This is a genomic window from Sinorhizobium prairiense (assembly GCF_029201645.2).
Lineage (GTDB): Bacteria > Pseudomonadota > Alphaproteobacteria > Rhizobiales > Rhizobiaceae > Sinorhizobium > Sinorhizobium meliloti_A.
In genome coordinates this window covers 612,708-630,156 of record NZ_CP104132.1, presented here as the reverse complement: position 1 = coordinate 630,156, position 17,449 = coordinate 612,708, and the positions used below count along the sequence as shown (strand labels likewise).

The following is a 17,449-nucleotide window of genomic DNA, read 5'->3' as shown; positions in this document are numbered from 1 at the left end:
GGCATCCTCATGAAAATGCGCGCAAAAGCAGAACAAGAGCTGAAGCCGCCGACACGATGAGGACGATGGCCTTCACATGCCCGCGGTCGACGAGCCGTCGTCCCCAGCCCGACAGCAGAAAGCCGAGAAAGGCGAAGGGGAGCATGGTCGCGGCAAGAAGGAGATCGGAGAGGCCGAAACTGCCGACGACGAAAAGGGCTCCGATCGAGATGATGCCGCCGACGACGAAGAAGGCGTTCAGGGTCGCACGCATGCGTGCGCCGCCGGCATTTTGATAAACCATGGCCATGGGCGGAGCGCCGATCGAGGTCAGGGTGCCCATGAAACCGGAAAGAACCCCGGCGAGGAAGAGCGAACTGCGCGTCGTTTCGATCCTCAGCCCCGCAAGGCTGAGCGCCACCGCGAAGAGCACGCCGAAGCCGAAGACGGCCGCAAAGGCATCCGGGCTTAGCAATTGGAGGCAGAACGCGGCCGCCCCTGCCGCCAGCAGGCGCCCGGTCAGGGAGAAGGCCAGATCCTGCCGGTTGACGTCGCTCCATTCCCGAACCGTACCACCGGCACTCACGGCTATGGCCATAGCCAGCATCGGTCCAGGCACGAAGGCGGGATCGATGATGGCGAGCATCGGCGCTGCGAGCATGTTGAATCCGAAACCGGTGGAGCCCTGAACCGCACCGGCAAGGATGAGCGCGACGGCCGCGGCTATCCCCTGGGGGCTGAGCAACAATTCCATCATGAGTGCCGATTCCAGCAGGCGGCAAAATGATCGCCGGTCTTGCGCAGGAGCTGCGGAGCCTCTTCGCGGCACCGGTCCGTCGCAAGCGAACAGCGCGGATGGAAGCGGCAGCCGGTCGGCGGATTGGCGATATCGACGGACTCGCCCGGAGGCACGATGCGTCGCCGCGCGCGCTGGAGCTTCGGATTGGCGACCGGAACCGCAGACAGCAATGCCTCTGTATAGGGATGGATCGGCCGCTCGTAGATGGCGTCGCGCGGCGCGACCTCGACGATCCTCCCCGCATACATGATCGCCACCCGATGAGAGATGTGCCGCACGATGGCGAGGTCGTGGGCAATGAAGAGATAGGATATTCCCAGATCGCGCTGCAGGTCCTGCATGAGGTTGACGACCTGAGCCCGCACCGAGACGTCGAGGGCGGAGACAGGCTCGTCAGCCACGATGAGCGCGGGCTTCAGCGCCAGGGCTCTGGCAATGCCGATCCGCTGGCGCTGTCCGCCGGAAAAGCTGTGCGGATAGCGGTCCGCGGCATCGCTGGGCAGTCCCACGCGCTCCAGCAATTCGGCAACGGCGGCACGCGCTTCCTCTGCGGAACCGGCGAGGCCGTGGACGATAAGCGGTTCGGCGACGATGCTCGAGACCTTCATGCGCGGATTGAGCGACGTATAGGGGTCCTGCAGGACGATCTGCATGCGCGCCCGCAGGCGTCGCAGCGGCTCGCCGCCGAGATGGGTAATGTCCTCGCCGCCGAAGACGATCCTGCCTTGCGCAGCGGGAATGCGGCGGAGCACCGCGCGGCCGACGGTCGTCTTGCCGGAGCCGGACTCGCCGACAAGACCGAGCGTTTCACCCGGCGCCAGGTCGAAGCTCACATCACTGACGGCATTGACGCTGCGGCGTTTGCGGAAAAGTCCGCCGGACGAGAGTTCGTAATCGATGGCGAGGCCGGAAACCGACAGCACGGGGGCGACCGTCATACTGCCTCCCTCCATGCCTGTTCGCCGGCTTTGCGGCAGGCCACTGTGCCCGCACCGATCGCACGGAGAATTTGAGGCACCCGGCAACCCTGGTCGCCGATCGGACAGCGAGGCAGGAAAGCGCAGCCGGAAGGCGGCTGCAACAGCCCCGGCGGAGCTCCGTCTATCGCCGCCAGCCGTTCCTCGTCGTCATCGAGGCCCGGGGTCGAGCGGATCAGACCCTGCGTATAGGGATGCGATGGATTTTCGAAAATGGCATCCACCGGACCGGTTTCGACGATCTGCCCCGCATACATGACGGCGACGCGGTGACAGAGGCCTGCGACGATGCCGAGATCGTGGGTGATCAGAACGATCGCCAGACCCATCTTCTCCTGCAACTCCGCCAGAAGCTCCAGAATCTGTGCCTGGATCGTCACGTCCAGGGCCGTTGTCGGCTCGTCGGCGATCAGAAGCTTGGGCTCGCAGGCAATGCCCATGGCAATCATGACGCGTTGTCGCATGCCGCCGGAAAACTCGTGCGGATACTGATCGAGCCTCCGCTCCGCGCCGGAGATACCGACCGCCGAAAGCAGTTCCGCCGCCCGTTGCCGCGCCGCCCGCCTGCTGAATCCCATGTGAACCTCTATCACCTCGGCGATTTGCGCCCCCACCGTCATCAGCGGATTGAGCGACGTCATCGGGTTCTGAAAGATCATCGTGATCTCCCTGCCCCAGATATCGCGTGCAGCCTTGGCGACATCGAACCCGGCTAGCGGCTTTCCTTCCCAGAGGATCTCACCGTCCGAGATGCGCCCCGGCACGTCGATCAGGCCCATTACCGCCTGTGCCGTCACGCTCTTGCCGGATCCGGATTCGCCGACGATGCCGAGCGTTTCGCCCGGTGCGACGGTCAGGGATACCCCGCGCAGGGCCTGGACGGTGCCGGCGCGCGTATCGAAACAGACATGCAGGTTGTCGATCTCGAGCAGAGGCACGGTCATGCATCCACCGTCCGTCGCCCGCGCCGCCGCCTGACCGCCTCGGCGCGCGCAAAGCGTTTCTCCCGTTCCTCGGGGTCGGTCGTTACCCGCAACCAGTTGGCGAAGAGATTGATGGACAGCACCGTGACGACGATCGCAAGGCCCGGAAAGGTCACGAGCCACCACGCGATGAACAGGTAGTCCCGTCCCGAGGCGACGTCGAGCCCCCATGACGTCGCCGGAGGCTGAACGCCGAAGCCGAGAAACGACACCGCTGCTTCCGCCAGCACGATATTGGTGAACTCCAGGATCGCCAGCGTCAGCAGCGGCGAGACGATGTTCGGCAGGATATGCCTGAAGATGACCCGTGCAGGACGACAGCCGATCACTTCGGCTGCTTCGACGTAAGGGGTCTGACGGGTCGACGAGACGATGCCACGCACGAGCCGGGCATAGACCATCCAGTTCGTCACCGACAGGACCGCAACAAGCGTCCAGACGCCGGGCCCCAGAACCGCGACGACGAGGAGGATCAGAAGGATGCCGGGGAAGCTGACCTGAATGTCGACCAGACGCATCAAGATCGAGTCCGTGCGCCCTCCCATGAAGCCTGCCCAAAGGCCGATGACCGTCCCCAGTGTCGCCGCCAGAAGGCAGGTGACGGCGCCGATCGTCAGCGTCGCCCTCGCACCCCAGATGATGCGGGACAGGACGTCGCGGCCGAGATTGTCGGTTCCGAGCAAGTGTTCCCAAGTGCCGCGCTCCATCCAGACCGGCGGCTTCAGCCGTGCCATGATCGACTGCGCGGCCGGATCGTAAGGTGCGATAAGCGGAGCGAACAGGGCCAGGAAAACGATGAGCAGGATGAAGGCAAGCCCGATGGCAGCGGCCTTGTCGTGCCAGAGTTCCGATATCCCCGCGCGCGGCACGCGCGTGCTGACAGGAGTGGATGAAGCGGCGGAAGCGGGAGCGGCCATCAGTTCAATTCCATTCTCGGATCCACCGCCTTCGACAGGATGTCGAGCACGATCCCGATCAAGACGATCAGGAAAGCGATGATGAAGACGATGGCCTGCATCAGAAACAGGTCGCCCCGCTGGATCGCCTGCACGGCCGTCAGGCCAAGCCCCGGCCACGCGAACACCGTTTCGACTACAACCGTATAGCCGGAAAGAGTGGCGATCAGTTCCCATCCGGAGATAGAGAGAAAGGGAACCAGGATGTTGCGTAAGGTATGGACGCGCAGAATGCGCGTCAGTCCGAGGCCCTTTGCCCTTGCCGTCTTGACATAGGGCTTGTTGAGTTCGTCGATCATTGACGCGCGCACCATCATCGTGAAGCGCGCAAGCGGCGTCAGTGCGAGCGTAAGGGCCGGAAGAACAAGGTGCGCGGCCGTGCCCATGCCGGAGGTCGGCAGCCATCTCAGCGTCACCGCAAAGATCATGATGGCGACGAGACCAAGCCAGAATTGCGGCATCGCGAGCCCGAGAAGGCCGACCGACATGGTCAGCCGATCGACCAGTCCGCCCGGACGCAGAGCCGAAACGGCGCCCATCGGTATCGAAAGCATGACGGCGGCTCCGAGACCCGCCGCGATCAACAGCAGCGTGTTAGGCAAGCGCTCGAACACGACTTCAATCGCAGGACGCCGCTGCCAGAGGCTGTTTCCGAAGTCCAGAGTGGCGATGTCTCCGGCGAACCGCAGGAACTGCGTGGCGATCGGCTGGTCCAGGCCGATCTGCTGGGCAAAGGCAGCCCTTTGCGCCTCCGTCGAGCTCAGCGGAAGCATCAGCGCAACCGGATCGCCCACCAGCCGGGTCACGACGAAGACGGTCGCTGTCACCCCGAAGACGACGAGCACCCCCTGGAACAGGCGGCGGAGGATGAATTCCAGCATATGAGACATTCCTGTTGTCGGGGCGACTCTTGCCGCAGAAATGGTCCGCGGCAAGGGTGACGCCACCTGCGGGCGATGCTATTCGGTGACCTTCATCTCGCTCACCATCAACTTCGCGTCGACACGCGGCTGCCATTCCATGCGTTCCGACATGCCGTAGATGTCCTGGAGATTGAACAGCGGCACCGTGTAGTTCAGGTCGTGCCCCTTCTTCTGGATATCGTCATAAAGCGCCTTGCGTTTTGCGGTATCCGTTTCGACGCGTGCCGCTTCGATCATGGTTGCCATCTCGGCATCCGAGTTCGATGCCGCTGCACCGTCCTTGTGGTAGATGAAGGACATTTCCCGGTCGGCATCGAGCAGTTCGTTGGAATTGGCGATGAAGATCGCGTCGGGACGCGGCCCGTCGCCCATCAGGCTGTCGAGATATTGCGAGAATTCCTGGATGTCGGTCGTGACGTTCAGCCCGGTCTCGGCCCAGTAACCCGCGACCGCCTCGATCTGCTCACGGTCCTTCAGCCAGCGGCCGGATTCGCCGACGACTACGAGGGGTTTGCCCTCGGCCCCTGCCTCCTTGATCAGAGCCCGCGCCTTCTCGATGTCATAAGGATAGTGCTCCAGCTTCTCGTTGAAGCCGAAGGCGGCCGGATTGATGTGCGACCCCTTGGCGATCGTCGCATAGCCCATGAAAAGGCCCTCGACCATGGCCTTGCGGTCGATGGCGAGGTTGAGCGCCTCGCGCACCTTCGGGTCCTTTGTAACTTCATTGTCCGTACCCAGGACGAAGACGGACGTCTCGAGGCCGGGAACGGCAGCGAACTTCGGCACATTCGTCGTGAACTCAGGCAGGAGGTTTGTGATCACGTCGAATTCGCCGGAAAGCAGGCCGGAAAGGCGTGTGCCCGGCTCCGTCACGAAGCGGTAGGTGACGTCGTCGATCTCAGGTTCCCCGCCCCAGTAGTCCGCGTTTGCGACGAGCTTCAGGTCCGTCCCGCGGTTCCAGCTGTCGAACTTGTACGGACCGGTTCCGACCGGCGCACCGGCAAGATCGCCGTCCTTGGCATAGCCGGGCGCGATCATCTTCATCCAGTACATGCGCGAAGGGAGGATCGGATCCGGGCCTGTGGTCATGAGGTTGACTGTCAGGTCATCGACCTTTTCGGCCGCCTTGATCGTACCGAAATACGCCATCTGCTCGGAATTGTTGGCAGGATCGATGACCCGCGAGACGGATGCAACGACGGCATCGGCATTGAAAGCTTCGCCATTGTGGAACTTGATGCCGTCCCGCAAGTTGAACTGCCAGGTCGTGGCGTCGATCTGCTTCGGAGGCTGCGCGGCCAGACCCGGCACGAGTTCGCCGGTTGGCGTCCTTGCCATCAGCGTCTCGTAGATGTTGTCGTTGACCTGGCGCTCGCCGCCGTCATCCCTAAGCTGCGGATCGAGCGTCGAAGGCTCCGACCCGATGGCGATGGTGATGGATTGCGCCCATGCTGGCGAACAGGCAAGTGTGGACGCGAGTAACATCAGGGCACCCGCAGACAGTCTCTGTATCTTCCTCATTCACGTTCCCCTATTTTTGTTTCAGGTTTCAATGGCTTCAGCCGGCAGTTTCCTTTCCCGGATCCCGGTGTCGCCGTTCATGCCGGCCTTTGCGAGCGACGACAGGGGTACGGGCCGCAACGGCCAACGGCAAGCGCCCATTTCGGCAAAGCTTGCCGGAGCGGCTGCGGGGCGCAGTTCGGACATCAGTGAAAGCGTCCATTCTGTGCAGAAGCGTCCCTGGCAGGCACCCATGCCGAACCGTCCGTTGAGGCGCAATTCTCGTGCCGAAACAGCGTCCGGCCCTGACATTTGCGCCTTCAGATGGCCGATTGTCCGGTTCTCGCAACGACAGATCACCGTTTCGTCCGGACAATCGCCAAGGATCAGCGCATCGTGGACGGGCGCGAAAAGGCGGGAAAGGCTGGTCTGCAGGGAGCGCAGCCGTCGAATCCCGCTCCGGCCACTGCGCGGAGCGCGCCCTGCCAGCCGGGCCGCAGCCTCGCGGCCCGCTTCGGCTCCATCCGCCTCGGCGGCGTGCGCGCCGAGCACTTCACGAACGTCTCCGGCCCTGAAGGATGACGAGGCCTGCCGCCGCATCATTGGTCGGCAGGCCGAAATCGTTCGGGCGCAGCCCGTCATGGAGACCGATGCGGTCGACCTCGATCCGCTCCTCCCGCCCATTTGACGCGATGAGGCATGCGGTGAGCATATCGCCGGATCGGGTGATCTCAGTCAGACGCGTGCCGCGGCGCCACACGACGCGGCGGAGCAGGACAGGCACCATCAAGGCAGCCATGTCCGCAAGGATGGACGGATGGGCCAGCAGACGGACAGCAGCCAGGGGCCGCGAAGCAGGATCTCCCTCCTCGATGACGGCCACCGGCGGATTGCCGGCTGCCGTCATTTGTGCGGCCAAAGCGAGCAGCAGCGGGCCGCTTCCCGCAAGCAGGATGCGTCCCTCCGGCACGCGGCCCTCCTTCAGCATCACCTGGAGACCGCCTGCTGCAGCGACGCCAGGCAAATGCCAGCCCGGACGCGGTCTTACCCGCTCCACGGCCCCGCAACCTAAAATCAAGGCGCGCGGCCGGCATACTTCGACCTTTCCGGCTGCCCGGTCTTCGATCAGCACGGCGCCTGTGCTGTCGATGCCGACGAATGCCCGGCGGGTCCGAACATCCACGCCCGAGGCGGAAAGCTCCGCAGACAGGGCCTGCCAGCGGCCCCTAAGCGACGGTAAGACGGCAACGGGGGCCGCGCCTTCGGCCGGCTGGCGATGGATGGCGCCGCCGAGCGCAGGTCTCTGCTCGCAAAGCGTCACCGAGAGCCCCGATTTCGCAGCTTCGATCGCCGCCGAAACGCCGGCCGGTCCGCCGCCGACGACCATGACTTCAGCTTCTCGCATCGTCATCCTCCAGCGCCATCACGACCATACCGTCATAGACCGGTTCGAGGCAGGCCTCGGTTGCGCGCCCATCCACGCGGACGAGGCAACACTGACAGGCGCCGATGCCGCAGAAATACCGGGTTTGTGACCCGGCGGGATCCTTTCCGAATCCGTGAATGTTCGAACCGGCAAGGGCGGCTGCAATGCTTTCGCCTGCTCGGAACGGTACCTCGGCGCCCCGCCAGAAGAAAATCCCGACGGTGGTCATGCCGCGATGCTCCTACCGGCGAACCGCCCCGGATCGAACGGCGAAACATCGACCTCCGGCTCCTTCCTCCGAACAAGATCCGCAACGATCCGGCCGGTCAGCGGCCCAAGACAGATCCCGTCTCCTTCAAACCCGGCTGCGACGAAGAGATTGTCGACGCCCGGCATCCTGCCGACCATCGGCAGGCCGTCGCATATGGCAGTGCGGATGCCGGCAAAGCACCGAAGGATGCGCAAGCGCCCTAGCGCGGGCACCATGTCCGCAGCGGAGGCCGCCAGGTGAGCCACCGCTTCGATATCATTTTCAGGGATGGTGCGTCCCTCCTCACGTGTCGAGCCGATCAGGAACTGGCCGGTATCGAGGGGATCGATGACGACGCCGTATCCCCGGGCATCCACCTGAGTGCCCTGGTGCTTCTTGCTGAGGAGATAGCTGCAGGAGAGAAGCGAACCCGGCAGGCCGGCATTGAGAGCGGGTGCCCGCTCGGTCACCAGTTGCTGCCCCCTGCGTGGACGCGACACATCGGGAAGTCCTATGAGCTTGCCCGCGCCGCCACCTGCGGCGACGACCACCGCCGAGGCTTCGATCACCGCTTCCCCGACACGAACGCCGCTGACGCGGCCGGATCGTCCGTCGTATTCCAGCGCCGCAACGGGGGAATTGCGCTCCACCTTCAATCCTGCGGCGGAAATCAGACGCGAGACTATGCTGTAGCCGATCGCGTGCCCCTCGTCTTCGACTTCCAGCACTGCCACCGTTTTTCGGGAGAGCAGGGCCAATCTGTCTGCAACCATATCCCGGGTGAGCCAACGCACCGGCGCACCGACCTCGGCGAGAGCTTTCGAGTGGTCGGAAAGGACCTCGGCCTCCGCGTCGCTCGTCGCAACGAGGAAGGTGGGCCGCCGGTGGAACAGGCCCTGGAACAATCCCTCCTGCGCGAGTTCGCGATAAAGCGCCGCTCCGGCCCGGGCCATGGACATCATCGGGCCCGGGCGTTTGCTTGCCACCGACACGGCGCCGTCCGCAGCGCCGGTCGCCCCGCTGGCCGGCGTCGAAGCGTCGAGCAGCCGAACGGGCGTACCCGCGAGTGCGAGAAACGACGCGGTCGAGGCGCCGACAATGCCCGCTCCGATAACGATGACTGGTGGTGAAAAATGCTGCTCGCGCACCTGATCCGAACGCCTTGCAAGGAGGTTTCGGGACAGATCGTAGCGCGCCCGGCAAAACCGCGTCGATAAAAGAACAAGGGTACGAGTTATGAAAAAACTTACAACTCGCCGGCTCTGCGCCTTGCGGCCCTGCCCCTGCTCGCCGTAACGTCCTCGGCGCGAATGCACACGAGCCGCAGGAACCGCCACTTGCCCAGCATCAGCCTCTCACTCGTCCAGACGTTCTACCAGCTCGGACGGACCGGCTCCTATTCCGCCGCGGCCAGGGAACTCAATCTCAGCCATCCATCCGTGGCGAACCATATCCGGCGGCTGGAACACCTCCTCGGCGAGCGGCTGGTCGTCGCCGAGCGCGGGGCACGGCGTGTGGGACTGACACCGCGAGGGCTTGCGCTTTACGAGCTGATCCGTCCGGAATTCGACATCATGCTGACGCGTCTGACGCGGCTGATGGAGAGCCAGCGTCCGGTGCTGCGGATCGGCATGCCGCAGGGAATCTTCCATGATCTCTTTCCGCGGGTCGTCCGGAAATTCCATGAAAGCCGCCCTGACGTGGAGCTTGTCGTGTACGAGCGTGACACTGCGCTGTCGGATCTCGTCCGCCAGGGCAGCCTCGACATATTCATTGCGGAGCGGCATTTTGGCGACTCCGTCGTAATTCAGCAGTTGATCGGCCGTTACAGCCTTTCGCTCGTCTATCCTCGAAACTGGGGACCCGCTCCCGCCGAGGGCGGCATTCCCGAATGGGCCTGCGGCCGTCCTTTCGTTTCGCATGAACCGGGACAGATAATAAGGGACATCGCCACCGGTTTCCTCAGCAGCAAGGGTGCGGTTGTCGAGCCGCTGATCTCGGTGTCGTCAAGCGTCAGCATCAGGCGCTACGTCAGCGAAGGCCTCGGCTTTTCCATATTGCCGACCTGGTCCGTCGGACCGGACGATGACACGATAACCCGGGTGGAGCTGCTGAGCCTCACGCCTGTTCCCATCTATTTCGGGACGGCGCACTTCCTGAAGGACAACGAGACCGTCCGGGCCTTCTTCAGCCACTGCCAGTTCGAGCTCTCCGGCAGATCCTGATTGGCCATGCTCGCCTCAAAGCGCCTTTCGAATTCCGGCAGGACGTCGAAGAGATCGGCGACGTTTCTAAGAGTTACACCCTGCACTGCAACTGCTCGTCATGAGAACTCAAGGATGCGCTTGACCAAATCGATTCCGCGACCTATTAGGAAATGAACGTTTCCTAATAGGTCGATCAGATGAGTTTCGAAAGCATCTCTCCTCGCCCCGTCGGGCGGCCGCGCGAATTCGACATGCACCAGGCTCTGGATGCGGCGATCCGCATATTTTCCGAGAAGGGCTATCACGGGACCTCGATAGCCGAGCTCAAGGCGGAAATGGGACTGACCGCCGGCAGCATATACAAGGCGTTTCGTGACAAGCGTGACGTCTTCGTCGCAGCCTACGACCGCTATAAGCAAGTCCGCGCCGATCTTCTGGAGGAGGCGCTGTCCTCAGCCTCCACCGGTCGCGAAAAGATCGCCCGCGTCGTCGGTTTCTATGCCATCTCCGCCTGCGGCGAAACCGGCAGGCGTGGATGCCTGGCCATTGGCGCTGCCGTGGAACTGGTTCTGTCGGACGCCGAGATCGCCCAAAAGGTGGCCGGACACAATCGCCATCTCGTCTCCCGGCTCGAAGGTTTCATCCGCGAAGGCCACCAAGACGGTTCAATCCGCCAGAACGTCGATCCTGCGGGGACCGCGCTTGCGCTGTTTTCCTATCTTCAGGGCGTCCGCATCGCCGGCAAAACCGGAGAGCTGGAAAACCAGATGCTCGCTTCCGCCGAAGCCGTCCTGCGCATTCTCGACTGATTGAACCGTCCGCCTCCTGCCTCCCAAGGAACTCTTCAATGACAGCTCCCGTATCCATCGCCCAGACGCAGCATCCGGCCGGGCTTTCTGCCGGCATGACATTTCTGATGGCCGCCGCCTGCGGCCTGATTGCCGCCAACCTTTACTATACCCAGCCACTCGCCGGCCCGATCGCACTCGACATCGGCCTGCCAGCAGAGGCGACCGGCCTGATCGTTACCCTGACCCAGATCGGCTATGGCATCGGATTGCTGCTGCTCGTGCCGCTGGGCGATCTCCTGGAAAATCGTCGGCTGATCGTGACGATGATCGGACTGGTCACTCTTGCCCTGATCGCGGCCGGTCTCTCAACCACACCCGGGCCTTTCCTCACAGCTTCGCTTGCCATCGGTCTAGGCTCCGTTGCAGTCCAGATGATCGTGCCCTTCGCTGCCAACCTTGCTCCGGATGCGGCTCGGGGCCGCGTCGTCGGCAATGTCATGAGCGGGCTGATGGTCGGGATCATGATGGCGCGGCCGATTTCCGGGCTGATCGCCGGCCTCAGCTCCTGGCATGCCGTCTTCTATGTTTCGGCCGTCGTCATGGTCGGGCTGGGCAGCCTGCTGTGGGTGCAGCTGCCGACCCGCCGACCGGCGGCCCGGATGACTTACGGCCAGCTCATCAAGTCGATGGGCAAGCTCCTCGCGACGCAGCCGGTCCTGCAGCGCCGCGCCGCCTATCAGGCCTGTCAGTTCGCTGCGTTCAGCCTCTTCTGGACCGTCACGCCGCTCTATCTTGCCGGCCCCCGCTTCGGGCTTGGTCATAACGGCATTGCGCTTTTTGCCCTGGCCGGTGTCGCGGGCGCAATTGCTTCCCCCATCGCCGGGCGCCTCGCGGATAAGGGCTTGATCCGGCCGGCGACGGCATTCGGTCTTGTCGGTGTAGGAGCCGCTTTCCTGATGACGCAGGTCGCTACCGAAGGATCCACTACCGCGCTCACGCTTCTGACGCTGGCGGCGATCCTGCTCGACTTCGGCGTGACCATGACCTTGGTGACCGGGCAGCGCTCGATCTACGAACTCGGCGCGGAGTTGCGCAGCCGGCTCAACGGCCTGTTCATGGCCATATTCTTCACGGGCGGCGCCATCGGCTCTGCCCTGGGCGCCTGGGCATTTGCCTCTGGCGGGTGGTGGCTCGCCTCCATGATCGGGCTTGCGCTGCCCGCTACGGCGTTCGCCATCTTCCTGACCGAGAAAATCGATCAGAAAAGAGCCCTGAAGCACTGATCGAATTCAGATTTTACGGCCACGCCCTGCGCGTCAAGCGCGAACGGCGTGGCCGAAGACGACCGGTCTACTCCTCCACCGGTCCGTAGAGACCGAGCCGGTCGAGCAGCGCCCGCTGACGATCGACACTTTCGACGAGCAGGCCGGTATAGCGATCGATGATCCGGCCGCGGTGATCCGGGTCGGCAACGGCGGCGAGCGCGCCCAAGATTGCCGCAACCCTTTCCGACGTCTGCCGCAGCTCCACCAGGAGTTCCGCCTTGCCACCGACCTCGGCGACCAGCCGCTTCGTTACGCGGCCGATGCCGGCGGGCGTGCGGCTGCCGGCCGATACGTAGCCCTCGGGCAGATCCCCCTTGAGATTGGTGACCGACTTGAAGCGGATGACATCGAAGATCTGGTCTACCGCCTGTTTCGCGCCGGTCACGCGCGAAGGATGATCCGTGTCGGCTGCCGCGTGAGGCAGGAGTTCCAGCCGGCCCTTATGGCGTTCCTCTAGTGCCAGGTAAGGAAGCATCGGCCCGCTGAGCTTGCCGGTCGCGACGTCCTTGAAGAGGTCGGCATCGATCGCTGCATGCGCGATCTTGCCTGTCGACAGGGCCTCGTCAAGCGCGGCGTTATCGACCACCTCGCCCCGGTCGTAGTTGACCAGCACGGCGCCATCCTTCATCGCGCAGAGCACCTTCTGATCGACGGTTCCGGCGTTGGAATAGAGACCGGTCACCGGATCCAGGCGTCCGAGACCGATATGGACGGAGAGCACGTCGGCGCCGGTTGCCGCGGCTACGGCACTTTCGGCATATTCGAAGCCCTCTGTCTCGATCCAGTGCTTGTGGTGGTGGCGGGCGTAGATCGCGACATGCATACCGAAGGCCTTGGCGAGCTTGGCGACTTCACGGCCGATATTGCCGTAGCCGAGAATGGCGATCCTGCGGCCCTCGAGCTTGGCGGTCGGGAAATCCTTGAGCTGACGGCCGGTATCGAAGTCGCCCTCTGCGACCATCCGGTGCAGCCTGTCGACCGGCAGGTCTGGAACGACCTTCAGTATCGCCTTCATCGCCATCTGGGCGGTCGCGCGGCTGTTTATGCCCGGCGTGTTCATCAGCGGCGCCTGGCCGCCCTCGCCATTGCCGCCGCCCCAGGAGGCCGAGCCCATGTTGCCGGTGCCGGCGCCGATGCGCACGCCGCCGAGCGGGAATACGGAAGCTTTCGGAATGAAGGTCGCCGCCGCAATCAGCGCGTCGTACTGGCCCTTGTCGGTCTGCGGCAGAATTTCCGCCTCGGTGCTCAGGTCCGGCTGGTAGAAGAAGTGGATGCGGCCCTTCTCCAGGGCAGACCGGTCGCCGATCGGCCCCAGGTGGAACACGCCGCCCTTTTCCTCGATATAGGCCTTCACCTCGCCGTGATCCGGCCGGCCATCGGCACCGAAGCGCAGTCCGACCAGGTCGGCGATCAGCACGGTGTAGGCACGGTCGGGGTCGTCCTTGCGGATGGCCTGGCCGGCTTTGGCAGGGGCTTCGAACGTGACGCCCTTCTTCGCCAGTTCCTCTTCGAGGACGACGATCTTGGCGCGCAGATAGGCGTATTGCAGGTTCTCCAGCAGTGCGACGACGTCGTCTGGCTCGCGGATGCCGCCGACCCAGGCGCGATAGTCCCCGGGTGTGCCGGGGAAGGCATTGACGTAGCGGGCCGCATCGAGGCCGGGCTCGTACTCGCCATTCGGATGGGTGATGCCCTCATAGCCGAGCAGCTGCTTCGAACGTGCAATGATGCGGGCGTGGATGTCTGTATCTGTGATGTCTTCGTCGACCACCTTCAGGAGCGTCACTGCCGCACCGCGACGCTCCGGATCGGCAACGGTCAGCTTCAGGAGCGGATGCGTCTCCACCCACTCGTCGATCACCTTGCGATTGGCGGCGGAGCGCCGGTTGAGCTCGACCACGGAGCCGACGCGCGCCTCGGACTGCAAGAGACCGAAGGTGGTCTCGGCGAACGCGAGCGCGCTGTAGGTATTTATGACGCCGCCGAGCATGCGGTCTTCGGCGGCATCGTAGAACGGGCCGGCGTCGACAGAGCGCTTGGCCGAAAATGGCTGCCTCGGGTCGACCGGCGGCGCGATCTTCAGCTGGCGCGGGATAGCCCAGGCAGGGTCTTGCTGGTTCTTCTCGATCAACGTCAGGGCATGCGGCGTGAAGGAGGCGACGAAATAACCGGAGACCCCGCCGATCGCCTTCTGGAAGGGCATGAACAGGCAGCACTTCGCCATCACGGCGCTGACCAGTTCCGGTTCCCACGGCATGGCGCCGAGCATCGAGGTGGCATCGAAAACCGCATGCCGGTTGGCCGGATCACCGTCGATCCACTTCAACAGTTCGCAGATCTCGCCGCTGGTATAGGCATTGGCGCCGGTCGTCTCGTGGCCGACGCCGACGAAGATCGACACGCCGAGGGCGGAGAGCTCTTCTGCCGTCGGAATCACGCCTTCGGAGGCTGCGAAATGAATTCGGCTCTCGCAGCCCTTCTCGGCGAATCGCTGCATTTCGACGAGCTGGGTCGCCCAGGACTGGCGGAAGAAGCCCGCGGCTCTCGAAGGATCGCTCTCTGGCCGCGGCGTATCGACATAGACGCGTTGGGAGGCGTCGTTGGCGTTCATCAGGTGCTGGACGCAGACAGTGAAGCCGCTGTGGCCGCCGCCGAGACCCACTGCCATACGGTTCGTCTTCGGAAAACCGAAATAGCGATGGATCGCCCGCATCATGTCGGTCAAAATCTTGTCGGCCGGATAGCCGCGATGCATGCTGCGGGAGATTTCCGCCGTGGTAAAGCCGCCGATATCATTGCCGCTGTCGTCGAACTTGCGATAGGTCTTCTCGATCCAGGCGTCGAAGGCGATCCGCCGCAGGCGGCTGTCCACCTCATCGGTGGTCGCGTCAGTGATCGGGCCGACGCCGAAGAAAGGATTGGACGGCAGCTTCGGCGCGCCATTCCTCGTCAGTTCGAGTGCCTTCAATCGCTGTTCCTGCATCTGCGCGCTGTTCGTCATGATCTGCCATCCATTGTCGAGGCCTGAGGATGCGCGATAGTGGATCGAACGGAGCATAAACAAGACCTCATCTGCGCCGATCAGCACGCGGAATGCGTCATGCCCGTGCTCGCGAGTACCCGTACTGCTATTCGTAGGCTGCAGTGATGGCTCGAGCCGCGGCCGCGATGACGGCAGCACGTTCGGCCTGACCGGCGCGAGACTCTGCAACGAACGCAGCCACGGCAATGCGCCTCCCGTCCGGCGCCGTCAGAATACCGACATCATTGGTCACACCATTGATGCCCCCACGGGTCTGGCTCGTGCCTGTCTTGTGCCCGATACCCCATTCTGGAGGGATGCCCGCGCGCAGCCGATCGGGAAAGGTGGTCGTTTGGCTCATGACCGTCAAAAGGAATTCCGTCGAGCCCGCAGTCAGGAGGCTGCCTGACGCAAGGCTGTACAGGAAAGCAGCCATGCCGCGGGGCGTCGCGGTGTCGCGCGGGTCCTTCATGTAGGCCTCGAAGGCGGTTTGGCGGACTGCCGCGGGAACTTCCCTGCGCGCCTGCTCCAGCCTCTGCGGAAAGACGAACTCTGGCTGCCACATGAGCCCATCGGTCTCAGTTTGAAGCTCGCGCTCGGTTCGGTCGATTCGGACGCCCGTCAGTCCCGCCTTTTCGAGGAAGGCCTGTATCGCCTTCGTCCCACCCAGGCGGGCGATCAACACGTCCGTAGCCGCACTGTCACTCGCGACCACCGCCCGGCGCACAAGATCCCGAACACTTGTCTCAAAGGAGCCATGCCTGGCGACGATATCGGCGATGGGCTGGATGTTTACGCTCAGGTCTTCGCGCCTGATGGTGATTTGGTCGTCCAACCGGATACGCTGTTCGTCGACCGCCTGCATGACGGCTGCAGCGACGACCAATTTCATGACACTCTGCAGAGAGAAGCGTTGAGCGCCGTTCACACAAACAGGCGCCTTAGGCTGGTCCTGCACGCAAATGCCGACGCGGCCGGGATGCTCCTCGGCGAGTGTCTCGAGCTCCAGACGAAGACGGTCCGTTTGGGTGATCTCGCCTGCGAATATTCGAGAAGAAAAGAGGTTTATGAGAATTGCGACCGCAGCGGTCATGCAGATGATTCTTGGCATGCTCTCACCAATGAAAGGATGTGCTTCGAGCAAGTTGTTGCCATAGGATACAAACTGAGCCAAATGATAGAATCTCAGCGTAACCTGAATGAGATTCACTTTATGGACTGGTGCAAGGTCGACCTTAACCTCTTGAAGGTGCTGGCGGTCATGTTGGAAGAGCGGAGCGTTGCCCGCTGCGCCGATCGTCTTTTTGTCTCTCCCTCTGCAGTCAGCCACGCACTCGCTCGGCTGAGAACGGTGTTCTCGGATCCTCTCTTTGTACGCAGTGGCGGGGCGATGTTGCCTACAATTCGTGCGCAGAGCCTGGAACGCTCGCTTTCGCTCCTGAGTACGGTTTTGAACGCCGAGCTCGAAAAGACGCGAGGGAGCCAATGCACCACGGCGTTCCATCCGGCCGAGTCGGTGAGAGATGTTAAGATCGTTTCACCCGGGGCATTGGAGCTTACGCTGGTGCCGGCCGTTATAGCCATATTGCACGAGCAAGCTCCAAACTGGACCCTGAGAGTGGAGCCGTTTGAACGGCGCAGCTATGAATCAGATCTCGCGACCGGTCGCGTCGACTTCGTGCTTTCCATCGGTGGAACCACGCCTGTCGGAGCATTGGTGGACGGAATTACCTTATGGGAGGACGAACTCGTTGTCCTCGCCGGTCCGCGTTCGGATCTCTACGATTGTGCCGATCGGATTTCGACCGAGCTCTTTCTAGCCCATCGGCACGTTTATCCGCTTCCGTGGCCAATTTCCCAGAACTACCTTGACGTGGAGTTGGCGCGGCGCGGGCAGCACCGCAATATTGCCGTCTCGTTACCGAGCTATGCCGCACTTGGCCATTTGCTGGAAGCCACCGATCTGGTTTCTTCGCTGCCGGACCGTTCCGCCCGCGCGCTGATGCGCAGCCATGCTGATCTAAAACTGCTTCGCCTTGAACCAGCGCGACGATCGGAGCTCTCGCTCCTCTGGGGGATCGCGGCTGCTCAAGAACCGGCGATCGCGTGGATACGGGACATCATTCAACGTGCCGCGGGCGAGCTAGAGAGCTTCCCGGACAACGCGTTGCCGTGACCCGGCGCCTCAGCCGGTCGACCGTCGCTTAGGCCCATTCGATAGGCCTGTCGTCTCATCGGGTTTGCGTCCGAGTTTGTGCATTCGTTTGAAGACCCAACGAGCGCCGAAGCGTCTTCCGCGGTTGCACTCAAA

14 protein-coding genes and 1 pseudogene are annotated in these 17,449 nt (G+C 63.3%); 4 read left to right on the top strand and 11 right to left on the bottom strand.

The features are described from left to right. Positions 1 to 7: 7 nt before the first annotated feature. The 9 genes and pseudogenes from N0Q91_RS22635 to N0Q91_RS22595 form a co-directional block, all read right to left on the bottom strand. Positions 8 to 736, bottom strand: coding sequence for a sulfite exporter TauE/SafE family protein (locus N0Q91_RS22635; RefSeq protein ID WP_018096281.1), 729 nt, complete (start codon positions 734 to 736; stop codon positions 8 to 10). Further along, complete coding sequence (locus N0Q91_RS22630) at positions 733 to 1,716, bottom strand: ABC transporter ATP-binding protein (RefSeq protein WP_275598306.1); 984 nt, start codon at positions 1,714 to 1,716, stop codon at positions 733 to 735. Before N0Q91_RS22630 ends, N0Q91_RS22635 begins: the two co-directional genes overlap by 4 nt. Continuing rightward, a complete protein-coding gene (locus tag N0Q91_RS22625; RefSeq protein WP_275598305.1) occupies positions 1,713 to 2,699 on the bottom strand; it encodes an ABC transporter ATP-binding protein in 987 nt (328 codons plus the stop codon). Before N0Q91_RS22625 ends, N0Q91_RS22630 begins: the two co-directional genes overlap by 4 nt. Further along, positions 2,696 to 3,655: an ABC transporter permease gene (locus N0Q91_RS22620; RefSeq protein WP_275598304.1), complete on the bottom strand. Its 960-nt coding sequence runs from the start codon at positions 3,653 to 3,655 to the stop codon at positions 2,696 to 2,698. The genes N0Q91_RS22625 and N0Q91_RS22620 overlap by 4 nt, the downstream gene beginning before the upstream one ends. Then, a complete protein-coding gene (locus N0Q91_RS22615; protein WP_275598303.1) occupies positions 3,655 to 4,575 on the bottom strand; it encodes an ABC transporter permease in 921 nt (306 codons plus the stop codon). The genes N0Q91_RS22620 and N0Q91_RS22615 overlap by 1 nt, the downstream gene beginning before the upstream one ends. A gap of 78 nt (positions 4,576 to 4,653) precedes the next feature. Further along, positions 4,654 to 6,138, bottom strand: a complete 1,485-nt coding sequence (locus N0Q91_RS22610) for an ABC transporter substrate-binding protein (RefSeq protein ID WP_275598302.1) — start codon at positions 6,136 to 6,138, stop codon at positions 4,654 to 4,656. A 21-nt stretch (positions 6,139 to 6,159) separates the two neighbouring features. Next, positions 6,160 to 7,522: pseudogene (locus tag N0Q91_RS22605) on the bottom strand (FAD-dependent oxidoreductase). Continuing rightward, positions 7,509 to 7,772, bottom strand: coding sequence for a 2Fe-2S iron-sulfur cluster-binding protein (locus N0Q91_RS22600; protein ID WP_100673325.1), 264 nt, complete (start codon positions 7,770 to 7,772; stop codon positions 7,509 to 7,511). Before N0Q91_RS22600 ends, N0Q91_RS22605 begins: the two are co-directional and overlap by 14 nt. Next, complete coding sequence (locus N0Q91_RS22595) at positions 7,769 to 8,941, bottom strand: NAD(P)/FAD-dependent oxidoreductase (RefSeq protein WP_275598301.1); 1,173 nt, start codon at positions 8,939 to 8,941, stop codon at positions 7,769 to 7,771. Before N0Q91_RS22595 ends, N0Q91_RS22600 begins: the two co-directional genes overlap by 4 nt. A gap of 189 nt (positions 8,942 to 9,130) precedes the next feature. On the opposite strand from N0Q91_RS22595, the gene N0Q91_RS22590 reads away from it, so the two are divergent. From N0Q91_RS22590 to N0Q91_RS22580, 3 genes are all read left to right on the top strand, one after another. Beyond that, positions 9,131 to 10,018, top strand: coding sequence for a LysR family transcriptional regulator (locus N0Q91_RS22590; protein ID WP_275598300.1), 888 nt, complete (start codon positions 9,131 to 9,133; stop codon positions 10,016 to 10,018). A 179-nt stretch (positions 10,019 to 10,197) separates the two neighbouring features. After that, the gene (locus N0Q91_RS22585; RefSeq protein WP_275598299.1) at positions 10,198 to 10,809 is read left to right on the top strand and encodes a TetR/AcrR family transcriptional regulator; all 612 of its coding nucleotides are present in this window, start codon (positions 10,198 to 10,200) and stop codon (positions 10,807 to 10,809) included. A 38-nt stretch (positions 10,810 to 10,847) separates the two neighbouring features. Beyond that, positions 10,848 to 12,074, top strand: a complete 1,227-nt coding sequence (locus N0Q91_RS22580; protein ID WP_275598298.1) for an MFS transporter — start codon at positions 10,848 to 10,850, stop codon at positions 12,072 to 12,074. Positions 12,075 to 12,141: 67 nt separating this feature from the next. Here the strand turns inward: N0Q91_RS22580 and N0Q91_RS22575 are convergent, their stop codons facing one another. Continuing rightward, complete coding sequence (locus N0Q91_RS22575; RefSeq protein ID WP_275598297.1) at positions 12,142 to 15,117, bottom strand: NAD(P)-dependent oxidoreductase; 2,976 nt, start codon at positions 15,115 to 15,117, stop codon at positions 12,142 to 12,144. Positions 15,118 to 15,244: 127 nt separating this feature from the next. Continuing rightward, complete coding sequence (gene bla / locus N0Q91_RS22570) at positions 15,245 to 16,231, bottom strand: class A beta-lactamase (protein ID WP_275598296.1); 987 nt, start codon at positions 16,229 to 16,231, stop codon at positions 15,245 to 15,247. On the opposite strand from bla, the gene N0Q91_RS22565 reads away from it, so the two are divergent. Next, positions 16,163 to 17,314, top strand: coding sequence for a LysR family transcriptional regulator (locus N0Q91_RS22565; protein ID WP_275598295.1), 1,152 nt, complete (start codon positions 16,163 to 16,165; stop codon positions 17,312 to 17,314). The genes bla and N0Q91_RS22565 overlap by 69 nt on opposite strands. The last annotated feature ends 135 nt before the right edge of the window (positions 17,315 to 17,449 follow it).